The 18507-nt window shown below is 71.1% G+C and carries 14 protein-coding genes and 1 tRNA gene; 5 read left to right on the top strand and 10 right to left on the bottom strand.

Annotation, left to right across the window (positions count from 1 at the left end; translation table 11 throughout):
• Positions 1-48 precede the first annotated feature (48 nt).
• Genes ACQB60_RS15430 through ACQB60_RS15405 form a run of 6 tightly spaced genes read right to left on the bottom strand, consistent with a single transcriptional unit; the run spans position 49 to position 6704 of the window.
• A complete protein-coding gene (locus ACQB60_RS15430; protein ID WP_496926526.1) occupies positions 49-1374 on the bottom strand; it encodes an ATP-grasp domain-containing protein in 1326 nt (441 codons plus the stop codon).
• Complete coding sequence (locus tag ACQB60_RS15425; RefSeq protein WP_496926525.1) at positions 1371-2237, bottom strand: proline dehydrogenase family protein; 867 nt, start codon at positions 2235-2237, stop codon at positions 1371-1373. Before ACQB60_RS15425 ends, ACQB60_RS15430 begins: the two co-directional genes overlap by 4 nt.
• Positions 2238-2251: 14 nt before the next feature.
• A complete protein-coding gene (locus ACQB60_RS15420) occupies positions 2252-3715 on the bottom strand; it encodes a radical SAM protein (RefSeq protein WP_496926524.1) in 1464 nt (487 codons plus the stop codon).
• A 34-nt stretch (positions 3716-3749) separates the two neighbouring features.
• Positions 3750-4148 (bottom strand): adenosylmethionine decarboxylase, encoded by a 399-nt coding sequence (gene speD / locus ACQB60_RS15415; RefSeq protein ID WP_496926523.1) that lies wholly within the window; start codon positions 4146-4148, stop codon positions 3750-3752.
• Positions 4141-5391, bottom strand: coding sequence for an ATP-grasp domain-containing protein (locus ACQB60_RS15410; protein WP_496926522.1), 1251 nt, complete (start codon positions 5389-5391; stop codon positions 4141-4143). The genes speD and ACQB60_RS15410 overlap by 8 nt, the downstream gene beginning before the upstream one ends.
• Positions 5388-6704 (bottom strand): MFS transporter, encoded by a 1317-nt coding sequence (locus ACQB60_RS15405; protein WP_496926521.1) that lies wholly within the window; start codon positions 6702-6704, stop codon positions 5388-5390. Before ACQB60_RS15405 ends, ACQB60_RS15410 begins: the two co-directional genes overlap by 4 nt.
• Before the next feature lie 297 nt (positions 6705-7001).
• On the opposite strand from ACQB60_RS15405, the gene ACQB60_RS15400 reads away from it, so the two are divergent.
• Positions 7002-9995: an AfsR/SARP family transcriptional regulator gene (locus ACQB60_RS15400; protein WP_496926520.1), complete on the top strand. Its 2994-nt coding sequence runs from the start codon at positions 7002-7004 to the stop codon at positions 9993-9995.
• A 174-nt stretch (positions 9996-10169) separates the two neighbouring features.
• Complete coding sequence (locus tag ACQB60_RS15395) at positions 10170-10859, top strand: LuxR C-terminal-related transcriptional regulator (protein ID WP_496926519.1); 690 nt, start codon at positions 10170-10172, stop codon at positions 10857-10859.
• A gap of 146 nt (positions 10860-11005) precedes the next feature.
• Here the strand turns inward: ACQB60_RS15395 and ACQB60_RS15390 are convergent, their stop codons facing one another.
• Positions 11006-11338, bottom strand: coding sequence for a chorismate mutase family protein (locus ACQB60_RS15390; RefSeq protein WP_496926518.1), 333 nt, complete (start codon positions 11336-11338; stop codon positions 11006-11008).
• A gap of 421 nt (positions 11339-11759) precedes the next feature.
• On the opposite strand from ACQB60_RS15390, the gene ACQB60_RS15385 reads away from it, so the two are divergent.
• Both ACQB60_RS15385 and ACQB60_RS15380 read left to right on the top strand, forming a co-directional pair.
• A complete protein-coding gene (locus ACQB60_RS15385; protein ID WP_496926517.1) occupies positions 11760-11999 on the top strand; it encodes a hypothetical protein in 240 nt (79 codons plus the stop codon).
• 101 nt (positions 12000-12100) lie between these two features.
• A complete protein-coding gene (locus tag ACQB60_RS15380) occupies positions 12101-14320 on the top strand; it encodes an NADP-dependent isocitrate dehydrogenase (protein ID WP_496926516.1) in 2220 nt (739 codons plus the stop codon).
• Between the two features lie 60 nt (positions 14321-14380).
• Here ACQB60_RS15380 and ACQB60_RS15375 read toward each other — a convergent pair whose 3' ends face one another.
• From ACQB60_RS15375 to ACQB60_RS15365, 3 genes are all read right to left on the bottom strand, one after another.
• A complete protein-coding gene (locus tag ACQB60_RS15375; protein ID WP_496926515.1) occupies positions 14381-15337 on the bottom strand; it encodes a diacylglycerol/lipid kinase family protein in 957 nt (318 codons plus the stop codon).
• Positions 15338-15645: 308 nt separating this feature from the next.
• Positions 15646-17292, bottom strand: a complete 1647-nt coding sequence (locus tag ACQB60_RS15370) for an aldehyde dehydrogenase family protein (protein WP_496926514.1) — start codon at positions 17290-17292, stop codon at positions 15646-15648.
• Between the two features lie 92 nt (positions 17293-17384).
• Positions 17385-18065 (bottom strand): AfsR/SARP family transcriptional regulator, encoded by a 681-nt coding sequence (locus tag ACQB60_RS15365; RefSeq protein ID WP_496926513.1) that lies wholly within the window; start codon positions 18063-18065, stop codon positions 17385-17387.
• Positions 18066-18322: 257 nt separating this feature from the next.
• Between ACQB60_RS15365 and ACQB60_RS15360 the strand changes: the two genes are divergently transcribed.
• Positions 18323-18396 (top strand) — tRNA-Pro (locus tag ACQB60_RS15360).
• The last annotated feature ends 111 nt before the right edge of the window (positions 18397-18507 follow it).

Below are 18507 nucleotides of genomic sequence, written 5' to 3'. Positions count from 1 at the left end.
CTCCTCAAGAACCAGGTGGGATACGGGAGTTGGGGTGCCCGGCGGGGGCTATGCGGCAGGGTCCACCACGGCCTCGTCCGTGACGACGTCCGCGCGCACGGTGCGCCGCACGGACGAGATCAGGGACTGCAGGGCGGGCCCGGTGGGCGCCGAGACCCGGACCTTGGCGATCTCGGTGCCGAGGTCGCGGGTGCGCGGCACCGGGTCACCGGCGCGGAACGGCGTGATGATCTCCTCCACGCCCGGGTAGCGCGCGACCTGGTCGAGGCCGTCGAGGGCGCGCAGCACCCCGGGCGGGCCGTCGTTGCGGATGAAGCACATCCCGACGGTCGCGCTGAACCGGGGCCGGGCATCGGCGAGTTCGGGGCGGCGGCCCAGGTAGCAGGCGAGCGTGTCGTGGTACGGGCGCCAGTCGCTGTGCCGCTGCCACAGCAGGGGGATGCCCGCCCCGGGCAGCCGCGCGCCGATCTCGATGAGGACCGGGCGGCCGGCCGGGTCCAGCTTGATCTCGACGTGGCAGGGGCCGATGCGGATCCCGAAGGCGTCGAGCACCTGCAGCGCGAACCGCTCGACGACCGTGCGCGCGGGCGTCGGGCCGTCCAGCTGCACGAAGTTCCAGTACGGGTTGTCGTAGTCGTCCGTGCTGGGCAGCTGGTACTGCCAGGTGTCCAGGATGGTGTGGCGGCCGTTCACGGTGAAGGTGTTCACCGCGTACTCGCTGCCGCGCACGTACTCCTCCACCAGCCACTCGTCGACGACGCCGCCGAACAGGTCGCGGCGGTTCGCCCCGAAGATCCCCGCGAGCTCCCGGGCGTCCTCGACCAGGAACACGTTGTGCGAGGCCGCCCCGGTGGCGGGCTTCACGATGACGGGGAAGCCGGTGCGGCGGGCCGCGGCGCGCACACCCTCGACGTCCCGCACCGCCTCGTACGCGGGCACCCGCAGCCCGGCCCGCCGGGCCAGGTCGCGCATCAGGCGCTTGTCGCGGCAGGCGCTCGCCGTGGGCACCGGGTTGGACGGCAGCCCCCACAGGTCGGCGACCTCGGCCGCGCACCGCACCCCCGGCTCGGTGGCCGGGACGACGGCCGCCACCGAGTCCGTCACCTCCTTGAGCCAGGCGGTGATCTCGAACGGGTCGTCGCCGTACAGGCTCGCCGCATCCCCGTCCGCGTGCTGCGGGGCCATGGATTCCAGGGCCTGCCGGTCGAAGGTGTAGACCCCGATCACGGGCAGCCCCGCGTCCCGGCACGCCTGCTTGAACGGCAGCCCGTTCAGGACGCCGTCGATGAGCACGACGGCCTCGGCCAGCCGGGGCGGCGGGGTGCGCAGCGCGCGCGGGGCACGCGGCTTCGCCGACGTCCTCATGACGCTCATGACGCCTCCTTCGCTCGGCTCTCGCGCGCCCGGACGGCCTCCGCGTCGCTGACCCGCTTGGCCACATAGCCCTGCCAGTCGGTGCCGAACGGCACGTACAGGCGCACCGGCACCCCGGAGCGGCGCAGCCGCAGCGCCTCCTCGGGCAGCACGCCGAGCAGCAGCTCCACGGACACGCCCGGCAGATCGGGCAGGAGCAGCCGCTGCCACATCCGCGCGTCGTGCGTGGCGAGGGTCAGCGGCACCCGGGCGCGGGCCAGGCGCCGGGCGAGGCGGGCGTAGGCCGCGTCGATCAACGCCGGGTTCTGCAGGGCCAGTTCGGGCGTCTCCCGGAAGCCGCCCTTCACCAGCCGGACCGGGCAGCCCTCCCGGACGATCCGGTCCACGTCCTGCTCGCTGCGGTGCAGATTGGCCTGGACGGTGGCGCGCACCGGCAGTCCCTCGCGGTGTGCGGCGAGCACCGTGTCCAGGACGACGTCGGTGCGGCCCGCGTCCTCCGCGCCGATCTGGATGAGGCGCCCGGCGGGCAGCCGGGACGCGACGGCCCGCAGATTGCGCAGGCACACCTCGGAGCCGAGGTCCACGCCGAGGTGCGGGGCGTCCGCCTCCAGCCAGGTGGTGGCGGGCAGCCGGCCCAGGAGCCCGGCGAGCCGCGCGTACCGGACGGTGTGGGCGGCGGCCGTGTGCGCGTCCGTGGCCTCCCCGGCCAGCCAGCCGATGTTGCAGGCCAGGGCTGCGCCGGCGAGCTCACCGGCGCGGGCCGCGGCGGCCGGCCAGTCCGTGCCTGCCAGGTACTGGCGGCCCTCGGTCCACAGCTCTTCGGACGATCGCGTCCGTGCTGTCTTCGGGAGTGTGGCAACCATGACGCATCCCCGCCTCAGCCGACCACGGCGAGGGGCAGCGGTGTGCGCGCCTCGGCCCGCAGGGGGTTGGTGTCGATGGCCGTCATGCGGCGCTCGCCGTCGGTGATGCCGCCGTTCTTGGAGCGGTTGGCCACGAACTCGTCGAGGATCTTCCGGTCGGCCGCGGGCGACATGTAGTACATCATGTTCACGTACCAGGTCCAGCCGAGCTCGGTGATCGCGTAGCTGCCGGGCCGCTCCTCGAACATCCCGGCGTCCAGCAACTCGCCGAAGCGCTCGGTGACTTCACCGGGGATCCGGTCCCACAGGATGCGGCTCTTGTCGATGTGCCCGTGGTACGGCAGCGCGAGGACCAGGCCGCGCTCGTAGGGGACGTGCTCGGCGCGGGTGACCTTGACCTTGAGGTCGTCGTGGTCGAGGAGGTTCTTGATGTAGCTGGTCCGGCTCTCGTCGTTCATGATCGTCCAGTCCAGGCACTGCGTGGTGGAGCTGGCGCCGAAGCCGATCAGGTCGTCGTCCCAGTGGGCCCAGCAGTACTCGTGGTACTTGTTCGAGTAGCTGCGCGAGATGAAGTCCGTGTCCTCGCCGGGATTCGGGTGGCGGACGTAGCCGTGGCCGTTGTAGAGGCGGTAGCCGGAGTTGCGCAGATAGTGGTTGGCGAAGATGGTGTGGCCCATCTTGTCCACGTAGTTGAGCGGCTGCAGCTTCTTCGACTGGTAGCCGGTGTGCAGGGAGTTCTGGGTCACCAGGTGGTTGATCGGGTAGAACTCGCAGGACTCGGTGCCGAGGTCGATGGCCTTCTGGATGTCCTGCGCGAAGTCCGCCGTGGTCTGGCCGTGCATCCCGTACAGGATGTCGAAGCTGCGGTAGTCGAAGTACTCGCCGAGCAGCGCCACCACGCGGTACGTGTCCTCCAGGGTGGCCGTGATGTTGAAGAGCTTGCGGTACTTGGGGTCGAAGGTCTGCAGGCCGAGCCGGGCCTTGGTGACGCCGATGTCCTTGAACGCCTGGCACTTCTCCCGCGTGACGCTCTTGACCTCCATCTCGATGGTCCACTCCTCGAGCTGGGAGAGGTCGAAGCACTCGTTGATGACCGCGCCCACGCGCCGGATCTGGTCGGCGGTGAGCATGGTGGGGGTGCCGCCGCCGAACCAGATGACGCGCGGCGGGACGGCGGTGACGGCGGGCCAGGACGCCTTGAGCCGGATCTCCTTGATGAGCGCCTGGACGTACATCTCGATCGCGTCGCTGCCCTCGACGCCGATGCCGCGGTTGAGCATGCAGAAGGTGCAGATGGTCTCGCAGAACGGAATGTGGAAGTAGAGCGCGCGGCTGCGGATGGCGGTGGTGTCGAGGCGGGCGTGCGCGTCGGTGACGGTCTGCTTGTCGGTCTCCTGGCCCTTGAGCGGGTACAGCCAGTTGTAGAGCGGGAGTTGGCGGTCGAACTTGATGAATCCCTGGTCCGCGTTGAGCTTCACGGTGTTTCCTTTCGTCGTTCGGCCGGGCGGGCTTTCAGCTGGCGAGCTTGATGGTGAAGTCGGGTTCGGCGGCGCCGGGCTCCTCGCCCCGGTCCAGGATCTGGATGTGGTGCTCGCACTCGCCGAGGGCGGCCACGAGCTCATGGATGATCAGTTCGGGCCTGCACTTCTCGCCGCAGGTGAACGCGTCGAAGAACAGGGACCGCTCGTCGGGGTAGGTGTGCACGGAAACATGGGACTCAGACAGCAGATAGAGCGCGGTGAACCCATTCGGTTCGAAGTGCTTGGCCTGGGAGCCGCAGATGGTGGCTCCCGATTGCTCGATCCCCGCTTCCAGGCTTCGCATGATCAGCGAAGCGTCATTGATCGCATCGGGAGAGATGCCGAAGACATCGGCGACCACATGCCTCCCGGAGAATTGAAACTCAGACATCCACGCCTTCCCATTCGCTGCATTCGGCTGCTATGTCAACGCACTTGCGGAGATTCGCCTCGACCTCGTGCTCGGTCTCTCCTTCGACCACGAAGGCGAGATACGAATCGGTGGATCCGTGCGCGCCGTCGAAGTCACGGGGCACGGCCGTCTTGACGATGAAGTCCTTGATGAATCCGGTGTCGGGGGGAGCGGCGATGTGCACAAGCCGTCCGGCGCGCGGCGGCACGAGCAGCCAGCCGTAGCGCCGCCCGGTGTCGGCGAGGGGGGTCTCGGGGCCGCTGCGCAGACCGATCTGGTGGTCGATCCACAGCCGGGCGGGGTTCACGCCGGTCGCGTAGGTGAGGGCCTCCATGATGTGGGCGCCGCCGAGCCGGCAGGCGATCTCGCAGAACTCCAGGTCACCCGGGCCGGGACGGCCGTCCGGGCCGGGCCGGTCCTCGGCGGCCGGACGGCGGAACACCTCCAGGTGGAAGGGGCTGAAGTCGACGCCGGGCAGCGCCGCGACCACCCGCTCGGCGAACCGGGCGAGCCGCGCGTGCTCCTCGCCGTCCCGGTCGAGCTGGACGCTGCCCAGCGGCAGGGTGTCGTGGAACGACAGGCAGTTGTTGAGGTAGCGGGACGCCTGGACGTAGAGGACCTTGCCGTCCTGGGTGAAGCCGTCGATGTGCAGCACGTCGCCCGGGGTGAAGGACTCGACGAGGACGTCCTCGGGGTCCCAGTCGGCGGCGGCCGCGCGCAGCTCGTCCGCGTCCCGCACCAGGCGTACGCCCATGGAGGCGTAGCCCAGGCGCGGCTTGACCACGACGGGGTAGCCGACGCGCGCCGCGAACTCCTCGGCGTGGGCCGCCGATTGGGGCTTCACGAAGTGCGGCGCGGGCACGCCGTGGGCGCTGACGGCCTCCTTCATGACGAGCTTGTCCCGCCAGGGCAGGGCCTGTTCGTGGCGGAGGCCCGGCAGGTCGTGGCGGTCCCGGGCGCGGGCACAGCGCAGGATGTCGTCCTCCGTGACGTGCACGAGGGTGACGGCGGACCCGACGGCGCACAGCTCGTCGAGGAGCTCCTCGACCTCGGGGCCCGCGGAGTAGTCGGACACGGCGCGGATGTGGGGGAGTTGGGTGGCGTAGCCCGGCTCGGCCTCGCGGCTCGTGATGAGGGTCAGCTCGTCCTTCACGGCGGCGAGCCAGTCGCCGAGCGGGGTCACGGTGGCGGGGATGCGGAGGGGCAGCACGATGGTGGTCACGTCAGCACCTTTCGGGGTTCCGCGGGGATGTCCTCGGGGCTTTCCGTCTCGGTCTCGGTCTCCTTTTCGGATTCTGTTCCGGATTCCGTTCCGGATTCCGTTCCGGATTCCGTTCCGGGCCCCCTGCCGCCGGAGTGCAGCCGCTTCTCGCGCAGCAGAATCCACGTGCCGAAGATGGTCACGGCCATCAGGCCGAAGTAGAGGGTGGAGGCGACGCCGAGGAGCGCGCCGCCCGCGGCAGGACCGGCGAAGAACCCCAGGTAGCGGGTCTCGGCGAGACCGAAGTAGGCACCCTTGCGGGAATCCGGCGTGATGTGGTGGATCACGGTGTCCGGCATCGGATAGAGCACCGCCTCACCGATCGTCCAGAACACCACGCCCGCGAACATCAGCGCCACATGGACCTCGAGTCCGCGGAAGAGCAGCGCGGCCACCGCGAAGGCGGCACAGCCGACGAGCGCGAGACGCTGCTGCGAAATGCGCCGGGACAGCCATTCCGCGGGCCACTGCATGACGATGCCGAGCGCGGCGTTGATGGCGAGGAGCGTGGAGAAATAGGTGACGGCCGAACTGCCCTGCACATTCTTGATGTAGAGCGGCACGATCGACTCGAACTGGGAGAAGACCAGAAAGAGCACGAACCCGGCCCCGACCACCCGCAGCAGCAGCGTGTCCGCCACCGCGACCCGCCAGCCCGCACGGTGGTCCTCCGAACGGCCCGGGGTGTCGAGGGCCCGCAGGAGCGGCGCTTTGGCGAGGACGAGCAGGAAATACGCGGCGAAGATGACCGCGGGGGTCACGAAGATGAGCCAGTTGCCGAGGCGGTAGAGAACGGCGCCGCCGAGCGGGCCGATCGTCGCGCCGACGCACAGGGTCACATAGCGGATCCGGAACACCATGGCACCGGAACCGGTGGCCTGCAGCGAGAGGAGCTTCTTCATCGCGGGTTCGGTGAGCAGCCGGCCGACGCCGAGCAGCCCCACCAGGGCGATGATGAGGCCGAGTTCACGGGCCACCGCGAGACTCGTATAGGCGGCGATATTCACCAGGAGCCCGGCCTGGATGACCCGCATGCCACCGATTCTGTCGGTGAGGACTCCGCCGACCGTTCCGCCGAAAGCCTCGATGAGGGCGACACTGCCCACCACAAGACCGATCTCGCCGCCGGAAAGCCGCGATATGTCGGAGAGATAGAGCGTAAGGAACGGCAGTGTCGCGAAGAAAGCAAGACCGTTCAGCAGACTCCCGGCCGCCAGGAGTCGCAGCACCGGATCCCGGTGCCAGGGAGTGGACGCCACGGGAGACTGCGTCAAGGGAATTCCCTCCTTCGCCGCACGGCTTCGGTGATCCGAACCCTTGAACCGATTTCTTGGAATGGGACGCTACGGCGAGCGGGGGACGGCCGGAATGTGGGTCATCCGGAGACCGGGGTGGGGAAAACCCCCAGCGCGGCGGGCCGGCGCCCCACCGCGGTGATCGACGAGAGACCGGCGACACGAACCGGCCACTCCGGTAAGAGAGTTGATACACTCCGCGCGTTCTTCCAAAGTGCACGCAAGCGCCACGCATGTGATCCGCCCGGCACGGAGACATCGGTACGGGGAGGTCCGGTGGGGGATCGGCTCCGCTTCTGCATACTCGGCCCGCTGCAAGCAACCATCGGTGATCGCGCCATTTCCGTGGGAGGAGCACGACAACGCGCCATTCTGGCGCTGCTGTTACTCGGCCGGGGACGCGTCGTGTCCGTCGACACCCTGGTGGACACCGTCTGGAACGGCAGCCCGCCCGCCACCGCCCGCACCCAGGTGGCCATCTGCATCGCCGCGCTGCGCAAGACCTTCAAGGCCGAGGGCGCCGAGGGCGACACCATCGTCACCGCGCACCCCGGCTACCGCCTCGACTCCGGCAGCTGCGGCCTCGACCTCGCCGACTTCGACGACCTCGTGGCCCAGGCCGACGACGCCGTGCGCAAAAGACAGCTCCCCGAGGCCGCCGACGCCTACGCCCGGGCGCTGCGCCTGTGGACCGGACCCGTGCTCGCCGGGGTGAGCGGACGTCAGGTCGAGGACGAGGCGGCCCGCCTCGAAGAGGTCCGGCTCAACACGTACGACGACGCCACCGCCGTCCAGCTGGAGCTCGGCGCCCACCAGGAGATCATCCCCGAACTCGCGGGCGTCGTCAGGGACCAGCCGCTGCGGGAGCGGACCCGGGGCCACCTGATGCTCGCGCGCTACCGGTCCGGGCGGCGGGCCGAGGCGATGGAGACCTTCCGCGAGGCCCGCCGCCACTTCATCGAGGAGCTGGGCCTGGAACCCGGCCCCGACCTGCGCGCCCTGCACGACGCGATCCTCAACGACGACCCGGCCATCGGCGCACCGCCCGACCTGCGCACCCCTGAGGGACCCGCGCCCCCGACGCCGCCCGCGCCGGAACCGGTGCCGACCGTCGTCCCCTCCGAACTGCCCCCGGACACCCCGGGGTTCACCGGCCGCGGCGCCGAACTCGCCGCCCTGGACAGCCTCGTGGAGGCCGAGCGGGAGGGCGCCCCCGCCTCCACCGTCGGCCTGGTCACCGGCGTCGCCGGCGTCGGCAAGACCGGGCTCGTGGTGCGCTGGGCGCACAGCGTCTGCGAACACTTCCCGGACGGACGGCTCTTCGCCGACCTGCGCGGCTACGAGGACGACCCGGAGCCCACCGACCCCGGCGACGTACTCAGCCGGTTCCTGCGCTCCCTCGGCGTGCCCAGCGACCAGATCCCCGCCGAGACCGACGCCCGCGTCGCCCTCTACCGCAGCATGCTCGCCGGGCGCCGCACCCTCGTCGTCCTCGACAACGTCCGCTCCCTCGCCCAGGCCCGGCCGCTGCTGCCCGGCGGCGACCAGTGCTGCGTCGTCGTCACCAGCCGCGAACAGCAGGAGGAACTCGTCGTCTGGCCGCCGCAGGCCCGCGTCAACCTCGGCCTGCTGCCCGAGGAGGACTCCCGCGCCCTCCTCGCGACCATCGTCGGCGAACCCCGCGTGGCCGTCGCCACCGCCGACGCCACCGCACTCGTCGGCCTCTGCGACCGGCTCCCGCTGGCCCTGCGCATCGTCGCCGCACGCCTCGCCTCCAAACCGCACTGGACGCTGCGGCAGATGGTGCGCCGCCTCAGTGACGAGCGGCGCCGCCTGGACGAGCTCAGCCAGGGCGAGTCGAAGGTCCGCGCGGGCCTGGAGCTCAGCTACCGCTACCTGCCGCCCGACGCCGCGCGCCTCTACCGGCTCCTCGGCCTGCTGACCGTCCCGAACTTCGCCGCGTGGACCGCGGCCGCCGTCCTCGACACCGACGTGGCCGACGCGGAACGGCTCATCGAGGACCTCGTCGACGCCCACTTCCTGGAGGTCACCGGGCTCGACGCGACGGGGCAGCTCCGCTACCGGCTGCAGAACCTGCTGCGCCTGTACGCGGCCGAGCGCGCCGCCGACGAGGAGGAGCCCGCCGAGCGGGAGGCCGCCCGCGACCGCTACTTCCGCACCTGCCTGACCATCGCCGAGACCGCCCACCGCCGGGAGTACGGCGGGGACTTCACGGTCATCCACGGGGTGGTGGCGCGCAGGCCCGTCGAGGAGGACCTCCTGGACGAGCTGCTCTCCGGTCCCCTGGAGTGGTTCGAGGCCGAGCGGCTCTCGCTGCGCGCCGTGATCGACCAGGCCGCGGGCCAGGGCATGGACGAGCTCGCCTGGGACCTGTGCATGTCGATGGTGACGCTCTTCGAGATCCGCAACTACGTCGACGACTGGCGCTTCTGCTGCGAGCGGGCCCTCGCCGTGTGCCGGGAGCGGGGCAATCTGCGCGGGCAGGCCGCCATGCTCCACGACATCGGGGCGGTCGAACTGCGGCTGCGCAGGCTGGAGACGGCCGAGGCGTACTTCGCCGAGGCGCTCGCGCTGTACGGGGAGATCGAGGAGGAGCACGGGCGGGCCCTGACCCTGCGCAACATGGCCATCGTGGCCCGCATGCGGGGCTCCCTCGACGAGGCGATGGCGTGGCTCGACGAGGCGCGGCACATCTTCCGCGCGGTGGGGGACCGCTCGTCGGAGGCGCACGCCATGAACAACATGGCGCAGATCGAGCTCGACCGGGCCAACCCCGACGAGGCGGTCCGCTGCAGCCTGGAGGCCGTGAAGATCTCGGAGGCCATCGGCGAGGGCGGCGTGCGCGGCGTCGCCCAGGGCACCCACCGCCTGGCCCGCGCCTACCTCGCACAGGACCGCCTCGACCTCGCCGAGCAGTGCTTCCTGAAGGTCCTGCACATCGTCAAGGCCAAGTCCGACATGGTCGGCCTCGCCTACACGCTCCTCGGGCTCGGCGAGACCCGCATGGCGGCGGGCTCCTGGCGCCGCGCCGAGGAGACCCTCGACGACGCCCTCGACATCGCGTCCCGCATCGACAGCCCCGTGGTCGAGGGCCAGATCAGCCTCGCTCTGGGCGAGGTCTGCCGCCAGCAGGGCCGCGACGCGGACGCCCACCGCCACCTCCTCGCGGCGCAGGAGCGCTTCGAGCGGGTCGGCGTGAAGCCGCTCCAGGAGCGGGCGGAGAGGGCGTTGCGGGTGCTGCGGGAGTGAGCGGGGCGCACGTTCCGAGAGGGGCACCCAAGGGGCGCGGGGGACTGCGCGCCCAGCCCCCGCCGGCCCGCGGATGACGCGCTTCAGCCGCCCGCGGACCAGCGGTGGAACGGTGCCGGCCCGGCGATACAGAGGCGATAACCCGTTGAAGGCGGCGCGGCCTACCGTCCAGGTATGCGCATCGTGATCGCCGAATCATCCACCGTCCTGCGGGCCGGTCTCAGCCAGGTGCTGCGCGGCCACGGCCACCGCACCCTCGCGGCCCTCGCCGCCCCGGGCACGCTGCCCGCCGTCGTCCGGGAACACCGGCCCGACGCCGTCCTGACCGCGGCCACCGACGACGGCGTGCGCGCGGCCCTCGCCGCCCGGCGCACCCTGCCGGACACCGCCGCGCTCTGCTACACGACGGCGCCCGACCCCCGGCACGCGGCGCTCCTCTTCGCGGAGGGCGGCGCCGGGGTCGGCTACGTGCTCCTCGAACAGGTCATGCACAGCGGCGAGTTGCTGTCCGCGCTCGACGTCCTCACCGGCGGCGGCACCGTCGTCGACCCCCGGCTCGTGGGCGCCCTCGCCCAGGCCGGCGCGGCCGGGGACGGGGACACGGGCGCGCTCGGCCCGCTCAGCGACCGGGAGCGGCAGGTACTCGCGCTGATGGCGCAGGGCCGCACGAACGGCGCCATCGCCCAGGACCTGAAGGTCTCGGCGGGCACCGTCGAGAAACACGTCGCCGCGCTCTTCGGCAAGCTCGGCCTGCCCGGCCACAACCGCGACAACCGCCGTGTGCTCGCCGTCCTGCGGTACCTCGCGCACATCGCGGGGCAGCAGGAGCGGATGCGGGCGCCGGTGCTGGCGAGCGTGGCGTAGCGCAGAGGGTGCCCCGGCGGCGGGATCCGCCGGGGCACCCGTATGACTGCGCCCGTACGACATGACGGCGTCCGTACGACCGTGAGCGCGCATGCCGGAGGCGGCGCCCCCTGGAGTGAGGGGGCGCCGCCTCCGGCATGGGTGTCTCAGGCCGCGACCGGCATCTCCTCGCGCACGTCCTCGCGCACGTCCTCCCGTACGTCCGTGCGCGCGGACAGCACGGCACCCGGCCGTCGCTCCACGCGGTCCATCGCGAGCAGCTGCATCGCGATCACGGTGCCGGGGCGGCCGAGGGCCTCGTGGTAGCGGCCGAGCACCTCGTTCTCCCGGGTCCGTCCCGGCTCCGCGTCCCCGGACATCCGGTGCAGCATCCGCAGTTGGTCCGCGACGGCGGCGCGCTGCTGGAGCAGGTCGACGATGTCCCGGTCGAGCGCGGCGAGACGGTCCTCCCGCTCGCTCAACCGACGGGCGATGTTCATGGGCATCTTCGGTCCTCCATGAGTAGCTGAATTCAGCAGGGGTGCCGCTGTCGAGTAAGAACCTAGCCCGCCCTGTTTTCGTTCCGTTATCGCCGCGGGGGTCCGCCTTATCGATCTCCTTTGATCCGTTTAACGGCCCCGGGTAAACGGTGTCGAAGGATCAGATCAAGAAAGTCGCCGGAGGAATATGCCGAGCCGATGGGTTCCTCTTCCTCCTGGTCAGGGGCCCGGTCCAGCCCTCCGGAAGATCTCTTGAGGTAGGGAAATCCCCACCTGGCCTGGGGGTTATCGCCCCGTTAATCGAGGGGTGAAGTCGGCGCGATAATAAGGCGAAGCTGGCGCTCCATAACGTCATTTGCGCCTCGGCGGAACTCGCCGGAAGACGGCGGTTATTCCGCCTCCGAATGACGGGAGAGCAGAAATGATGACCCAGACCCAGTCCGTGTGGAGCGCCGGAGTCAAGCGGATCGTCGTCGCCCTGATCGCGGGCCTCGCGCTCCTCGCGGCCGCCCAGCTCACGCTCCACACGTCCTCCGGCGAGAACGAGGACTGGGGCGCCCCCACCACCGCCGGCGCCCCGCCCAACGAGGACTGGGGCTCCCCGAACCCGCTGAACGAGGACTGGGGCACGCCGTCGCCGAACAACGAGGACTGGGGCTGAGGGGCCGATCGTCCGGGAACCTCCGGGGCCCTGTCCGGCAGGGCCCCCTCACGAGATATCTTGATGTCGAGCAATGTTGCAGACGTGGAGCGGAGCACCCGGTGACTGACTCGACCATCATCTACACCCACACTGACGAGGCCCCGGCCCTCGCGACGCATTCCTTCTTGCCTGTGATCCAGGCGTACGCGTCGCAGGCCGGTGTCAACGTCGAGACGCGTGACATCTCGCTGGCCGGGCGCATCATCGCGAGCTTCCCCGAGCGCCTCGAGGAGGGCCAGCGCATCGCCGACGCCCTCGCCGAGCTGGGCGAGCTGGCCAAGACGCCCGAGGCGAACATCATCAAGCTGCCGAACATCTCGGCCTCCATCCCGCAGCTGAAGGCCGCCATCGCCGAGCTGCAGGGCCAGGGATACGCGCTTCCCGACTACCCGGACGACCCGCAGACCGACGAGGACAAGGACGTCCGCGCCCGCTACGACAAGGTCAAGGGCAGCGCCGTCAACCCGGTCCTGCGCGAGGGCAACTCCGACCGCCGCGCCCCGGCCTCGGTGAAGAACTACGCCAAGACCCACCCGCACCGCATGGGCGCCTGGACCGGCGAGTCCAAGACGAACGTCGCGACCATGGGCCAGAACGACTTCCGCTCGACGGAGAAGTCCGTCGTGATCGAGAAGGCGGGCGCGCTCAGGATCGAGCTGGTCGGTGACGACGGCTCCACCACCGTCCTGCGCGAGTCCGTACCGGTCCTCGAGGGCGAGGTCGTCGACGCCTCCGTCATGCGCGTCGCCGCGCTGCGCGAGTTCCTCACGGAGCAGGTCGCCCGGGCCAAGGCCGAGGGTGTCCTCTTCTCCGTGCACCTCAAGGCCACGATGATGAAGGTCTCCGACCCGATCGTCTTCGGTCACGTGGTGCGCGCCTTCTTCCCGAAGACCTTCGCGGCCTTCGGCGCCGACCTCGCGGCCGCGGGCCTGACCCCGAACGACGGTCTCGGCGGCATCTACAAGGGCCTGGAGGCGCTGGCGAACGGCGCCGAGATCAAGGCGTCCTTCGAGGCCGAGCTGGCCGAGGGCCCCGAGCTCGCCATGGTCGACTCCGACAAGGGCATCACCAACCTGCACGTCCCCTCCGACGTCATCGTCGACGCCTCCATGCCGGCCATGATCCGCACCTCGGGCCACATGTGGGACAAGGACGGCGCCGAGGCGGACACCCTCGCCGTCATCCCGGACTCCTCCTACGCGGGCGTCTACCAGGTCGTCATCGACGACTGCCGTGCCAAGGGCGCCTACGACCCGTCCACCATGGGCTCCGTCCCGAACGTCGGCCTGATGGCGCAGAAGGCCGAGGAGTACGGCTCGCACGACAAGACCTTCGAGATCCCCACCACCGGCACCGTCCGCGTGGTCGACGCCGAGGGCAACGCCCTCATCGAGCAGACGGTCTCCGAGGGCGACATCTTCCGCGCCTGCCAGACCAAGGACGCCCCGGTCCGCGACTGGGTCAAGCTCGCCGTCACGCGCGCCCGCGCCACCGGCGACCCGGCCGTGTTCTGGCTGGACGAGACCCGCGCGCACGACGCCAATCTGATCGCCAAGGTCAAGGCGTACCTGCCGGAGTTCGACACCGAGGGCCTGGACCTCAAGATCCTCTCCCCGGTCGACGCCACCAAGCTGTCGGTGGAGCGCATCCGTGAGGGCCTCAACACCATCTCGGTCACCGGCAACGTGCTGCGCGACTACCTGACCGACCTCTTCCCGATCCTGGAGCTGGGCACCAGCGCCAAGATGCTGTCGGTCGTCCCGCTGATGGCGGGCGGCGGCCTCTTCGAGACGGGTGCCGGCGGCTCCGCCCCGAAGCACGTCCAGCAGCTCGTCAAGGAGAACTACCTGCGCTGGGACAGCCTGGGCGAGTTCTTCGCGCTCGCGGCCAGCTTCGAGCACCTCGCCCAGTCGCGCGGCAACGCCCGCGCCCAGGTGCTCGCCGACACCCTCGACCGCGCCACGGCGACCTTCCTCAACGAGGACAAGTCGCCGACCCGTCGCGTCGGCGGCATCGACAACCGCGGCAGCCACTTCTACCTGGCCCTGTACTGGGCCCAGGAGCTGGCCAAGCAGACCGACGACGCGCAGCTCGCGGAGGCGTTCGCGGCCCTGGCCAAGACGCTGACCGAGCAGGAGCAGACGATCGTCGGCGAGCTGAACGGCGTGCAGGGCAAGCCGGCCGACATCGGCGGCTACTACCAGCCCGACGTGCCGAAGGCCAAGGCCGTCATGCGTCCCTCGACGACCCTGAACCAGGCGCTCGAGACGCTGAGCTGACGTCTTCCCCGTAAGGCAGCGCAAGGGCCGTCCCCGTGGAGGGGGCGGCCCTTGCGGCGTTCAGCGTGCCTGGTCGTCCGGTGGCGCGAGGACCGGCAGGGCCCGCGGGACGACCTCCAGGGTGTAGCCGGCGGAGTCGCCGGCGGCCAGGTCGCCGTCGTACTCGAACAGGAGGGGGCGGCCGTCGGTGCGCTCCACCGTGACGCGGCGGCCCCGCGCGTGCACGACGCCCTCGTGGCCCAACTGGCCGCCGTCCCGCATCAGTTCGAGCAGGCGCGGCACGGGGAGCGCGGCCCCGGCCACACAGACGTCCAGCAGCCCGTCGTCGATCTCGGACAGCGGCAGCGGCCGGAACAGGCCCATGCGGTGGCGGCCGCCGCCCACGTGCACGGAGACCGTGGGCCCCCGGTGCACCTCGACGCCGTCGACGAGTACCCGCCCCGGATACGGTGCGAAGCCGTCGAGCGCCTCGGCCGTCGCCGCCTCGTAACGCGCGCTCGCCGGCCCCGGCCCGCCCCCGCGCAGCGCGGCGAGCGTCCGCGCGGCCAGGCCCGAGGAGGCGCCCACGAGCGCGAGGCCCCCGGTCTCCGCGACCCCGGCCAGGTCGAGGCGGCGCACCCGGGGCTTGTCGAGGGCGAGTTCGAGCGCGGTGCGCCAGGGCAGGTCCGACCAGATCTCCCGATACATGGAGTTGGCGGTGCCGCCGGGCAGGACGAGCAGCAGGGGGCGCGGCGGCCGGTCCTCGGGAGGGCCCGACATCCGCCCGCCGTCGACGAGTCCGCGCATCAGCTCGCGCGCGGTTCCGTCGCCGCCGAGCGCGACGAGGGCGTCGGGGCCGCCCGGGGCGGCCGCCACCCGGGCGAAGGTGCGGGCGTGTCCAGGATCCCCGGTCATCAGCGGTGTGACCGCCGCGCCGGACTTGGCGATCAGCCGCAGCACGTCCTCCAGCATGTCCTGCCGGTATCCGCCCGCGGCCGGATTGGCCACCACCAGAACGGAGTTGAACGATGGGCTCATGAAGAAGGCACTCCGTCTTGGTCGGAGACGAGGTTGTGGGGTGCGACGAGCAGGGGGTCATGTTGCTCGTGTGCACAGTGTGCGCATGGCGTGCGCGCGAGTGGCGTTAAGGATGCGTATGGAAGTTCGGATCGAAGTTCATCTCGGGGCGCGGGTCGGCTGCGGGACGCCCGTCCTCGCCAGCCTGCCGAACAGCCCTGAGATTCCGCGGAGACGGGGCTGGGACGCCGGGCACCGCGCCCCCGCGCCGGGTTCTTGGACCCCCGCACGCGCCGAGCCCCCGGCGTCGGCGGGTGCGGGGAGTTCTCTCAGCCGGCCGCTGCCGTGCCGTCCGTGCCGAAGACCGCCTCCCGCGGGCGGATGCCGCCCGCCGCGACGCTCACGCCCTGCACGTGGGTGGTGCGCAGCATCGGGTAGTTGGCCTCTCCGAAGACCCCGCCGGTCAGGCCGGTGCCGCCGTGCGAGGGCAGCCCCGGCAGGAAGCCGATGTGCGAGTCGTTGACCTTCAGAAGGCCGCCCGCCGTGACCCGGTCCACGAACCGGTCGACGACGGCCCGGTCCGCCGCCCACAGCGAGTTGCGCAGACCGTGCCCGTTGCTGTTCACGAACTGGACGAAGCGGCCCAACAGCACGTCGTCGGCGGCGGGTTCGGCGACGATGACGGGCAGCAGCGGCAGGAACGTGTCCTCGCGCACCGCCGCGATGCGCCGCGCCCCGGCGAGCCCGCGCACCAGGACCACCGTGGGTTCGAGGAAGGGCCCGGCCGGGTCCCGGGTGCCGTCCACGCGCATCGCGTGGCCCCCGCAGACGAGTTCGGCGCCCCGGCCGAGGGCGTCCTCCAGGCAGCCGAAGAACCGCTGCCCGCGCGCCACCGGCGTGAGCAGCACCCCCTCGTCGCCCGCCCGCCCCGGCCGTACGAGCCGTGCCTGGCGCACGAGTTCGGCGAGCAGCCGGTCGGCCGCCGCCGGGTGGACGAGGACCTGCGCGGGCACCATGCACAGCTGGCCCGAGCCGAAGAACCCCTCCGCGAGGGCCTCGGCGGCGAGCGCGCAGTCCGCGTCCTTCCACACCGTCACCGTGTCGTTGCCCGCGAGTTCCAGCACCGGCTTCTTGCCCGCGGCCACGCACCGCTGCTGGAAGCGCAGCCCGGCCTCGCTGGCGCCGAAGTACATGACGTCGTCGACCAGCGGGCTGCGCAGCCACGCGGACAGGACGGGACCGGGGTCGCCGCAGACCGCCCCGAGGGTGCCGGGGGGAGCCCCCACTTCCTCCAGCACCGGCGCCACCAGCTCCTGCAGCGCGTACATCACTCCCAACGGGCCGCTCCGCGGGGCACGTACGACGAGGGCGTTGCCCGCGCAGAGCGCGTGCACGCCGAGCAGGGCGCCGGACATCGGGGCGTTCTGCGGCGGGTTCAGGCACACCACCCCGTCCGGCCTGCGGCGCACGGAGATCTCCCGGGCGCCGTGCCGGAACTCGTGGTGCATCTGGGTGTGATGGAAGGCGACGGACTCGGGACCCCAGGCGGCCAGCATCCCCGAGAGCTGCCAGCGCGCCAGGGCCCGGGGATGGCCCTCCCGCACGAGGACCTCCTCGATCTCCCCGGCCCGCTCGACGACCCGCTCGCACAGCAGCGCGCACACCGCGTCGAGCCGGACCTCCAGCGGCGTCGACGCCCACGCGGGCGCGGCCTCGGCGGCGGCCTCGAGGGCCTGCTGCAGCACGTCCGTCGAGGCCCGCGCCACCCGGCCCACGATCGAAGCGGGCAGCGGCTCCCTGGGGATCTGCCCCTTGTCCAGCTTCCGCTTGAGCGTGAGCGGGGTGTACGCGTCGTCGAGCAGCGCGGCGGCGTCGACGACGTACACCCACTGCTCGCCCGGCACGCTCCCGCCCCGCACGTACGAGCCGTACGTCCGAGCCCCCGGTCCCAGCTCCACGTCACGCACGTCGTGCATGTCGCTCTCCTTCAACCCCGTATGCCGACACGCTGGCACCCGGGCCTGAGATCACGCTGAGACCGCCCTGAGACGGACCCCGTCGCGCCCTGTCACACGGTCAGCGGCTCGCGCCGCAGCACCCGGTGGAACTGCGCGCGCAGCGCGTCGCCCGGCTCGATGCCGAGCTGTTCCGACAGACGGCGGCGCGTGCGGTGGTAGACCTCCAGGGCCTCGGCCTGGCGGCCCGAGTGGTACAGGGCGGTGATCAGCTGCTCGCAGAACCGCTCGCGCAGCGGGTGGTGGGTGTGCAGCGGATACAGCTCCGCGACGATCTCGCGGTGCAGCCCGAGCCGGATCGCGGCGTCGAAGAAGTACTCGTACGCCGTCAGCCGCGTCTCGGTCAGCCGGGTGTACGCGGTGCGGCTGATCAGGCCCTGGCCGGTGTCGAGCAGCGCGGTCCCGCGCCACAGTGCGAGGGCGCGGGTGAGAAGCCGGAGCGCGTGCGCGGGAGCCGTCCTGTGGAGAGCGGCCGCCTGCCGGGTCAGATTGCAGAACAGCGAGGCGTCAATATCGTCTTCGGGAAGCGAGAGCATATATCCACGATTTGACGTCTGAATGAGGTCGCGGAGATTGTCTTTTCCGATGCGCGTGTCAATGATGCGGCGCAGCCGGGCGACATGACCGTGCAGTGAGTTCTCCGCGTCGCGGGGCAGCCGCTCGCCCCACAACTCGTCGATGAGGTCGCTCCGAGAGACGGGACGACCAGGTGAGAGGGCGAGTGCGGCGACCATGGCACGCAGTTTCTCGCCGGGAATCTTGAGAGTGACGGACCCTTCCGTCATTTCTAACGGGCCGAGCAGTCGAACCTTCACGTTATCCCCCGTACGTATCCCCCGTAAGGTGTGCTTCGAATGCAGACTAATTCCTCGATTCGGGGCCCGGCAATGGATGCGCGGCAGCGGTGAGTTGGCACACGCGGCGCCCTGTGGGGTAGTGTCTGCTCAGGTGATCGCGGGAACGCGGGGCGAAGCCCCGGGGGATCGCGCATCGGGACGTGGCGCAGCTTGGTAGCGCACTTGACTGGGGGTCAAGGGGTCGCAGGTTCAAATCCTGTCGTCCCGACTTTTCGAAGTCGCAGCACGGACACAGCCGAGAGGCCGTACGAGGAGATCTCCTCGTACGGCCTCTCGCTCGTCTCAGCGGGCCGCCCGCACCACGGGGGCTGCCGTGACG

Source organism: Streptomyces odontotermitis (assembly GCF_050510915.1).
GTDB lineage: Bacteria > Actinomycetota > Actinomycetes > Streptomycetales > Streptomycetaceae > Streptomyces.
This window is presented reverse-complemented; position numbering and strand designations above follow the sequence as displayed.

Bases quoted from the DNA above. Each gene is read 5' to 3' on its own strand.
- ACQB60_RS15430 (WP_496926526.1), bottom strand. From the start codon at position 1,374: ATGAGCGTCATGAGGACGTCGGCGAAGCCGCGTGCCCCGCGCGCGCTG.
- ACQB60_RS15425 (WP_496926525.1), bottom strand. From the start codon at position 2,237: ATGGTTGCCACACTCCCGAAGACAGCACGGACGCGATCGTCCGAAGAG.
- speD (WP_496926523.1), bottom strand. From the start codon at position 4,148: ATGTCTGAGTTTCAATTCTCCGGGAGGCATGTGGTCGCCGATGTCTTC.
- ACQB60_RS15395 (WP_496926519.1), top strand. From the start codon at position 10,170: ATGCGCATCGTGATCGCCGAATCATCCACCGTCCTGCGGGCCGGTCTC.
- ACQB60_RS15390 (WP_496926518.1), bottom strand. From the start codon at position 11,338: ATGAACATCGCCCGTCGGTTGAGCGAGCGGGAGGACCGTCTCGCCGCG.
- ACQB60_RS15385 (WP_496926517.1), top strand. From the start codon at position 11,760: ATGATGACCCAGACCCAGTCCGTGTGGAGCGCCGGAGTCAAGCGGATC.
- ACQB60_RS15375 (WP_496926515.1), bottom strand. From the start codon at position 15,337: ATGAGCCCATCGTTCAACTCCGTTCTGGTGGTGGCCAATCCGGCCGCG.
- ACQB60_RS15370 (WP_496926514.1), bottom strand. From the start codon at position 17,292: ATGCACGACGTGCGTGACGTGGAGCTGGGACCGGGGGCTCGGACGTAC.
- ACQB60_RS15365 (WP_496926513.1), bottom strand. From the start codon at position 18,065: ATGGTCGCCGCACTCGCCCTCTCACCTGGTCGTCCCGTCTCTCGGAGC.